The sequence below is a fragment of the Streptomyces flavofungini genome (genome assembly GCF_041028215.1).
GTDB classification, from domain to species: Bacteria; Actinomycetota; Actinomycetes; order Streptomycetales; family Streptomycetaceae; genus Streptomyces; species Streptomyces flavofungini_B.
In genome coordinates this window covers 1-7500 of the sequence record NZ_JASKYR010000108.1, presented here as the reverse complement: position 1 = coordinate 7500, position 7500 = coordinate 1, and the positions used below count along the sequence as shown (strand labels likewise).

9 protein-coding genes and 1 rRNA gene (1 of these 10 only partly in view) are annotated in these 7500 nt (G+C 68.9%); 4 read left to right on the top strand and 6 right to left on the bottom strand.

All coding sequences use genetic code 11. The features are described from left to right. Together AB8Z36_RS10445 and AB8Z36_RS10440 are read right to left on the bottom strand one after the other, a co-directional pair. Positions 1-218 (bottom strand): 16S ribosomal RNA (locus tag AB8Z36_RS10445); it reaches 1307 nt to the left of the window's first position. A 569-nt stretch (positions 219-787) separates the two neighbouring features. Then, positions 788-1429, bottom strand: coding sequence for a DNA-3-methyladenine glycosylase (locus AB8Z36_RS10440; RefSeq protein WP_369212949.1), 642 nt, complete (start codon positions 1427-1429; stop codon positions 788-790). A 161-nt stretch (positions 1430-1590) separates the two neighbouring features. Between AB8Z36_RS10440 and AB8Z36_RS10435 the strand changes: the two genes are divergently transcribed. From AB8Z36_RS10435 to AB8Z36_RS10425, 3 genes are all read left to right on the top strand, one after another. Continuing rightward, entirely contained in the window at positions 1591-2373 is a 783-nt protein-coding gene (locus tag AB8Z36_RS10435) for a sporulation protein (RefSeq protein ID WP_369212948.1), read from the top strand. Between the two features lie 52 nt (positions 2374-2425). Then, positions 2426-2965, top strand: coding sequence for a YbhB/YbcL family Raf kinase inhibitor-like protein (locus AB8Z36_RS10430; protein ID WP_369212947.1), 540 nt, complete (start codon positions 2426-2428; stop codon positions 2963-2965). Positions 2966-3158: 193 nt separating this feature from the next. After that, positions 3159-3671, top strand: coding sequence for an HNH endonuclease (locus tag AB8Z36_RS10425; protein WP_369212946.1), 513 nt, complete (start codon positions 3159-3161; stop codon positions 3669-3671). Between the two features lie 12 nt (positions 3672-3683). Here AB8Z36_RS10425 and AB8Z36_RS10420 read toward each other — a convergent pair whose 3' ends face one another. From AB8Z36_RS10420 to AB8Z36_RS10410, 3 genes are all read right to left on the bottom strand, one after another. Further along, on the bottom strand, positions 3684-4619 hold the full coding sequence (locus AB8Z36_RS10420; RefSeq protein WP_369212945.1) for an SPFH domain-containing protein: 936 nt from the start codon (positions 4617-4619) through the stop codon (positions 3684-3686). An 89-nt stretch (positions 4620-4708) separates the two neighbouring features. After that, a complete protein-coding gene (locus AB8Z36_RS10415) occupies positions 4709-5137 on the bottom strand; it encodes an NfeD family protein (RefSeq protein WP_369212944.1) in 429 nt (142 codons plus the stop codon). A 97-nt stretch (positions 5138-5234) separates the two neighbouring features. Beyond that, positions 5235-6032: an ABC transporter ATP-binding protein gene (locus tag AB8Z36_RS10410; protein WP_369212943.1), complete on the bottom strand. Its 798-nt coding sequence runs from the start codon at positions 6030-6032 to the stop codon at positions 5235-5237. Between the two features lie 121 nt (positions 6033-6153). Between AB8Z36_RS10410 and AB8Z36_RS10405 the strand changes: the two genes are divergently transcribed. Beyond that, positions 6154-6942 (top strand): hypothetical protein, encoded by a 789-nt coding sequence (locus AB8Z36_RS10405; protein ID WP_369212942.1) that lies wholly within the window; start codon positions 6154-6156, stop codon positions 6940-6942. A 189-nt stretch (positions 6943-7131) separates the two neighbouring features. Here AB8Z36_RS10405 and AB8Z36_RS10400 read toward each other — a convergent pair whose 3' ends face one another. Then, positions 7132-7380: a chaplin gene (locus AB8Z36_RS10400; protein ID WP_369212941.1), complete on the bottom strand. Its 249-nt coding sequence runs from the start codon at positions 7378-7380 to the stop codon at positions 7132-7134. Positions 7381-7500: the final 120 nt, after the last annotated feature.

The following is a 7500-nucleotide window of genomic DNA, read 5'->3' as shown; positions in this document are numbered from 1 at the left end:
CTTCACCGCCGGAGCTTTCAACCCCCTCCCATGCGAGAGGGGGTGTTATCCGGTAKTSGASSCCGTTTCCAGGGCTTGTCCCAGAGTGAAGGGCAGATTGCCCACGTGTTACTCACCCGTTCGCCACTAATCCACCCCGAAGGGCTTCATCGTTCGACTTGCATGTGTTAAGCACGCCGCCAGCGTTCGTCCTGAGCCAGGATCAAACTCTCCGTGAATGTGTACCGGTAATCCGGTGCGACACACACGAGAGCGGAACCAGGGAGAGGAATAATCTCCCGGTTCACAGCGTCCTCGCTGTGCTGCCTGCACGGACAAGCCGTACAGGACTTTTTCAAAGGAACCTCAACTCACCGGAGTGAGTCGGGGTATCAACATATCTGGCGTTGACTTTTGGCACGCTGTTGAGTTCTCAAGGAACGGACGCTTCCTTTGTACTCACCCGCAGAACATTGTCTGGGGCTTTCCTCCGGGCGCTTCCCTTCGGTGTTTCTTTTGTTCTTGCGTTTCCAACTCTACCAGATCCGTTTTCCGTTCCGTTCCCGGTTCGGATTTCATTTCCGGTGGCCGTTGGGGGCCTTTGCCTTTCGGCGTGTTCACTACGTTAGCGGATTCCCTCCGCAACTCATAATCGAGTTCCGCGAGTTCCAAATTCGGCATGCGGACACGACGAATAGGCCCTCACCGAGGGTAGATCGTAGGTAGTGGTTGGCCGCTTCCGGCGTCGGCAGAATGCCGTGACCGGTTCAAGCGGCTCGGACTACATTACGGAGGCCCCAAGGCCGAGTCAAGTTCGGCGGCGTCGGGGCACATGGGCCCGATACGGGCTGACCGTGGGGTCGTTGGTGGTCCAGAAGCGGTAGGGGTGGACGGAGCCCTCCCCTCCTACGCCGGTCCGTGGACCCTCGCTGACCTGGTCAGCCGCCACGGGAGTGCCGGTCAGGATCGAGAACGGGGTGCCGGGGCCGCCGAAGAGATCCTCGCCGTCCAGGCTCCGGTCCACGTCAAGGGCGGTGGCCAGGCGGGCCGGGCCTTTGGCGAGTTCCTTGTCGTTCCGGGCCGAGAGTCGACGTTTTCGGGCCAGCTCCGCGCCCTCGATGACCTCCCCCGCCCGCAGGAGCACGGCGCTCGCCATGCCCTCCGGACCGCACACCAGGTTCATGCAGTGCCACATGCCGTAGGTGAAGTAGACGTACACATGGCCGGGCGGGCCGAACATCACGCTGTTGCGGGCGGTCTTGCCGCGATACGCGTGGGAGCCGGGGTCGTCCTCCCCCGCGTACGCCTCCACCTCTGTCAGGCGCAGCTCGATCGGTCCGTGCTCCGAGTCGCGTACGAGGACGCGCCCCAGGAGGTCGGGGGCGACCTCCAGGACAGGGCGGTCGAAGAAGTCTCGGGTGAGGGGCGTACGGTCAGGCTCCGCGATCATGCCATCCGAGCGTAATGCACTCGTTGGCTGCGCGCGGATGGCCTTCGGGCCGCTCGATTGCCAGGGTGAGTGCGCGGAACCGCGCGCGGGTTCCCGGCGTATGTACCGATCAAGGAATCAAGTCGAGACGAACCACAGGCGGCGGCCTGGGGAGGAGAGTCATGGGGTTCAAGAAGCTGCTCGCGAGTCTGGGAGCCGGCGGCGCCTCGGTGGAGACCGTGCTGACCGAGGCCAATGTGGTGCCCGGTGGTGTCGTCCAGGGTGAGGTGCGGATTCAGGGCGGCTCCGTCGACCAGCAGATCGAGGGGCTCTCCGTGGGGCTCCAGGCCCGGGTCGAGGTCGAGGGTCAGGACCAGGAGACGAAGCAGGACATCGAGTTCACCAAGGTCCGGCTCGGTGGCGCCTTCACCCTCCAGGCGGGCCAGGTGCACGCCGTGCCGTTCGGTCTGGAGATCCCCTGGGAGACGCCGGTCACCAGCATCGACGGGCAGGAGCTGCGTGGCATGCACATCGGTGTGACCACGGAGCTGGAGATCGCGCGTGCCGTGGACTCCAGTGACCTGGACCCGATCAGCGTGCACCCGCTCCCGGCGCAGCAGGCCATCCTCGACGCCTTCATCCAGCTCGGGTTCCGCTTCAAGAGCGCCGACATGGAGCGCGGTCACATCCGCGGTACGCGGCAGAAGCTGCCCTTCTACCAGGAGATCGAGTTCTTCCCGCCGCAGCAGTACCGCGGCCTCAACCAGGTCGAGCTGAGCTTCGTCGCGGACGACCGCGAGATGGACGTCGTCCTGGAGATGGACAAGAAGGCGGGTCTGTTCAGCGAGGGCAGCGACTCCTTCCGTTCCTTCCAGGTCGGGCTCAACGACTTCCAGGGCACGGACTGGGCCGCGTACCTGAACGAGTGGCTCTCGCAGGTCGGGTCCAAGCGCAACTGGTTCTAGGTCCTTCAGGCCCTAGGCTCGGAGGCACAGCAATCGACCAGGAGGTGCTCACGTGACCGAGCCGAAGAGGCCGCCGCTTCCCCATGACTTCCACCCGCCCGTGCCGTCGTTCACGGTCGTGAGTGAGGACGTCCGTCCGGGGGCGGTCCTTAAGGACGCTCAGGTCCAGGCGGCGGGGAACACCTCGCCGCACCTGCGGTGGGAGGGCTTTCCGCCGGAGACCAAGAGCTTCGCCGTGACGTGCTTCGACCCGGACGCCCCGACGGGCAGCGGGTTCTGGCACTGGACCGTGTTCGACATCCCGGCCTCGGTCACCGAGCTGCCGGCCGGTGCGGGCAGCGGCGAGTTCGAGGGGCTGCCCGAGGGCGCGCTCCAGGCGCGCAACGACTACGGGACGAAGGAGTTCGGGGGCGCCGCGCCGCCGCCCGGCGACCCGGCGCACCGCTATGTGTTCACCGTGTACGCGGTGGACCAGGAGAAGCTGGGTCCGGACTCGGACACGCCTCCCGCGGCGGTCGGCTTCAACCTGCGGTTCCACACGCTCGCGCGGGCCCAGCTCGTCGCCGAGTACGGCGCGCCCGCCGAGGGCTGAGCCGCCCGCGGGGAAGGCCCGCGAGGAACGCCCGCTGGGAACCTAGCGTTCACCGCCTGTTCGCCCGTCTCCGGTCATGGAAGTGATCGGGGACGGGCATTTTTTATTGCGTTGTCCATCTCGGCGTGCCCGGCCAGAGTTGATCCAAGCCCGCCAGGGGGTGGGCCGGTGCATACGGGAGGTGGGCAGGTTGATGCGGGACACGCTGGTGCTGAACGCGAGCTTCGAGCCGCTCTCGACGGTGACGCTCAACCGTGCCGTCGTTCTGGTGCTCCAGGACAAGGCCGTGGTCGAGCAGGCCCACCCCGGACTGCGTGTGCGCGCGGCGGCGGTCGACATCCCGGTGCCACGGGTGATCAGGCTCTGCAGATACGTACGGGTGCCGTTCCGAAGACAGGCTCCGTGGTCGAGGCGGGGTGTGCTGGTCAGGGACCAGCACCGGTGCGCGTACTGCGGCAGGCGCGCGACGACGGTGGACCATGTGGTGCCGAGGTCGCAGGGCGGCGCCGACTCCTGGCTGAACACGGTGGCCTCGTGCGCGATGGACAATCACCGCAAGGCGAACCGGACCCCTGAGGAGGCCGGGATGCCGCTGCTGCGCCAGCCGTTCGAGCCGACTCCCGCCGACGCGATGCTGCTGGCGCTCGGCAGGGACGAGCTGTCCGCGCTGCCGCACTGGCTGGCGCAGCCCGTCCCCGCGGCATAGCCCCGAAGGGCCTCAGTCGATCGGCGGCTGTTCGCGGCGCTCCGTGCCGGAAGGGGAGCCCGAACCGCCGCCCATCGGGTTGAAGTTGCCGATGGCGCCGGACAGGCCCTTGAGCGCGTCGCCGATCTCACTGGGCACGATCCAGAGCTTGTTGGCGTCGCCTTCGGCGATCTTCGGGAGCATCTGGAGGTACTGGTAGGAGAGCAGCTTCTGGTCCGGGTCTCCGGCGTGGATGGACTCGAAGACCGTACGGATCGCCTGGGCCTCGCCCTCGGCGCGCAGGGCCGCGGCCTTGGCCTCACCTTCGGCGCGCAGGATCGCGGACTGCTTCTCGCCCTCCGCGCGCAGGATCTCCGACTGCCGGACACCTTCGGCCTGGAGGATCGCGGCGCGCTTGTCGCGGTCGGCGCGCATCTGCTTCTCCATCGAGTCCTGGATGGAGGTCGGCGGCTCGATCGCCTTGAGCTCGACGCGGTTGACGCGGATGCCCCACTTGCCGGTGGCCTCGTCGAGGACGCCGCGCAGGGCCGCGTTGATCTCCTCGCGGGAGGTGAGGGTCCGCTCCAGGTCCATGCCGCCGATGATGTTGCGGAGCGTGGTGACGGTGAGCTGCTCGATCGCCTGGATGTAGCTGGCGACCTCGTAGGTCGCGGCCCGTGCGTCGGTGACCTGGTAGTAGATGACCGTGTCGATGTTGACCACCAGGTTGTCCTGGGTGATCACCGGCTGCGGCGGGAAGGGGACGACCTGTTCGCGCAGGTCGATGCGGTTGCGGATCGAGTCGATGAACGGGACGACGATGTTGAGCCCCGCGTTCAGCGTGCGGGTGTAGCGGCCGAAGCGCTCGACGATGGCGGCGCTCGCCTGTGGGATGACCTGGATGGTCTTGATCAGGGCGATGAAGACCAGCACCACCAGAATGATCAGGACGATGATGATGGGTTCCATCGTGGCTCCCCGTACCCTTCCATGCCTCGGTGTTCCCGGAAGATCTTGTGGGTCGAGTCTGTCAGACCTCCGCACGGCCCGTGCGGTAATCACATGACGACGGCCGTCGCTCCGTCGATCTCGACGACGTCCACCTCTTGCCCCGCCTCGTAGGCGGTGTCCGCGTCGAGCGCGCGGGCCGACCAGATCTCGCCCGCGAGCTTGATGCGGCCCCCGGTGCCGTCGACGCGTTCCAGTACGACGGCCGATCTGCCCTTCAACGCGTCGACGCCGGTGGTCAGTTCGGGCCGTTGGGACCGCTGCCTCGCCACTACGGGGCGTACGGCGGCGATGAGCGCGACCGAGACCGCGGCGAAGACCACGACCTGAAGGACCGCGCCGCCGCCGAGGCCCGCGGTCACGGCACCCGCGACGGCGCCCACGGCGAGCATGCCGAGCTCAGGCATCGCGGTCAGTACGAGCGGGATTCCGAGCGCGGCGGCTCCGATCAGCCACCACACCCATGCGTCGATGTCCACATGGTCATGGTAGGACCGCGGGTCCCTCGCGGACAGGGCGCCGATCAGTCCCGGCCGCGCAACAGCGACCTGGCGACCGGATGACCGGGTGCGGCGGCTAGCCGAGCGGCAGGCCGGTGGCGGTCCAGCGGTCGTTGCGCTGCTCGACGACGAGCGGGAGGCCGAAGCAGAGGGAGAGGTTGCGGGAGGTGAGCTCCAGCTCGAGGGGGCCCGCGGCGAGCACCTTGCCCTGACGGATCATCAGGACGTGGGTGAAACCGGGGGCGATCTCCTCGACATGGTGCGTGACCATGATCATCGAGGGGGCGATCGGGTCGCGCGCGAGGCGGCCGAGACGGCGTACGAGGTCTTCGCGGCCGCCGAGGTCGAGCCCGGCGGCGGGCTCGTCGAGGAGCAGCAGCTCGGGGTCGGTCATCAGGGCGCGGGCGATCAGGGTGCGCTTGCGCTCGCCCTCGGAGAGGGTGCCGAACCGCCGGTCGAGGTAGTCGCTCATGCCGAGGCGGTCGAGGAAGGCGCGGGCGCGCAGCTCGTCCATCTCCTCGTAGCTCTCCTGCCAGCCCGCGGTCATTCCGTAGGCGGCGGTGAGCACCGTCTGGAGGACGGTCTGGCGCTTGGGGAGCTTCTCGGCCATCGCGATGCCCGCGACGCCGATGCGCGGACGGAGCTCGAAGACGTCGGTGCCCGGCTTGCCGAGGGTCTCGCCGAGGATGGTGGCGCTGCCGGTGCTCGGGAAGAGGTAGCTCGACGCGACGTTGAGGAGGGTGGTCTTGCCCGCGCCGTTCGGGCCGAGGATGACCCAGCGCTCACCCTCCTTGACCGACCAGGAGACCTGGTCCACCAGAGCCCGGCCCTCGCGGACCACAGATACGTCCTCAAGCTCCAGTACATCGCTCATGAGCGCGCTGTCTCCCATTGCAGTCTCGGTCGTCGCTCGCGCCGGTTAACGCGGCCCCCGGATAAAACCTACGCCACCGGCCGGGCGTTCCTGTCGTGAGGCCGGTCCTTAGGCTGTGTGCATGCTCTCGGAACCACGCTCAGGACGCCTGGCCGCATGGGGAAACGCCCTTTTGGCCGGACTTGTTTCGCCGGATGACGCGGTGCTCGCCATGGTCGGTGAGGACGCGGTGCACCGGGTCGAAGGACTGCCCGGCGAGGCGGGCCCGGTGGGTCTGACGTTCGCCATGGGCCGGCTGCGCTCGCTCGGCGTGGCGGGACTGCGGGTGGCGCTGCCCGCGCCCGGCCATCCGCTCGGTCTCAGTGGGCCGCCCGAGTTCAACGCGCGCGCCCTGGCGGCGGAGGAGGCCGTCCTCGCGTTCGGCGCGCCGTACGGCCTGGTGCCCGAGGTGTACGAGGCGGGGCCCGAGGGCGATGTGCACGTGGAGGTGGTCTGGCACTGCCTGCCGGTGCGGGAGGCGCCGCCCGCCGACGTGCCCTCGCTCGGCGAGGCGGAGCGCGAGCTGGCGGAGGCGCTGCGGGAGGCGACCGAGGTGCTCTCGCGGCTCGATGTGGCGGGCTCGGGGCCGGTGGCCGAGGCGGCGCTCGACGCGTACCGGGCGCGGGCCGAGCGGGGCCGCGAGGTGCTGGCGCCGGGGTATCCGCCGCGTGCGGTGCGGGTCCTTGAGCTGGCGCAGCGGGTCGGGCTGCTGGTGTCCCTGGCCTACGAGAGTGGCCACGGCGGTGCCGTGAGCGCCTCGGAGATGGCCGCGCGGGGGCAGGCGCTGCGGCCGGTGGAGCGGACGGCCCGGCGGGCTCAGGTGGCCGCGTACAACGCCTATGTCGAGGAGCGGGAGCGGGGCGGGGCCTGAGAGCTCCGTCCGAGCGCCCCTCGCAAGGCCCGCGAGCCCGGGTGTGCCGGGTGTGCCGGGTGTGCCGGTTCCGGGCGTGCCGCGGGCCCCGCGGACCGGTTGGTCCGCGGGGCCCGGCGGGTGCCGCGCCGGAGTGGCGCGTCAGTGGTTCACGTGATCAGCGCTGCACGCGGTCAGTGGTCCACGCGGTCAGTGGTTCACCGTGGCGTTGCCGAACACCGGGTTGAGGACGCCGATGACGCTGACGTTGTTGCCGGTGGCGTTGACCGGGATGTGCACCGGGACCTGGACCAGGTTGCCCGAGCCGACGCCCGGGGACTTGGTGGCCACTCCSTCGGCCTGGGCGCCGCCGTGCGTCGCGGAGGCCATGCCGGCGCCGGCCGCGAGCAGGCCGCCCGCCACCATCGTCACGGCGGCGGCCTTCTTCAGGTTCTTCACTTCGGGTTCCTCCTGGACAKAGGCTGCGGCCGGCCGCCGCAGCACGCCCTGGAGAACGCCCCGGCGCCGGAGTGGTTGCGCCATATGGGGGACATCCACACGACGGTATGAATCTCATCC

Coding starts and splice junctions, on each gene's coding strand:
- AB8Z36_RS10440 (WP_369212949.1), bottom strand. CDS start 1,429: ATGATCGCGGAGCCTGACCGTACGCCCCTCACCCGAGACTTCTTCGAC.
- AB8Z36_RS10435 (WP_369212948.1), top strand. CDS start 1,591: ATGGGGTTCAAGAAGCTGCTCGCGAGTCTGGGAGCCGGCGGCGCCTCG.
- AB8Z36_RS10425 (WP_369212946.1), top strand. CDS start 3,159: ATGCGGGACACGCTGGTGCTGAACGCGAGCTTCGAGCCGCTCTCGACG.
- AB8Z36_RS10420 (WP_369212945.1), bottom strand. CDS start 4,619: ATGGAACCCATCATCATCGTCCTGATCATTCTGGTGGTGCTGGTCTTC.
- AB8Z36_RS10410 (WP_369212943.1), bottom strand. CDS start 6,032: ATGAGCGATGTACTGGAGCTTGAGGACGTATCTGTGGTCCGCGAGGGC.
- AB8Z36_RS10405 (WP_369212942.1), top strand. CDS start 6,154: ATGCTCTCGGAACCACGCTCAGGACGCCTGGCCGCATGGGGAAACGCC.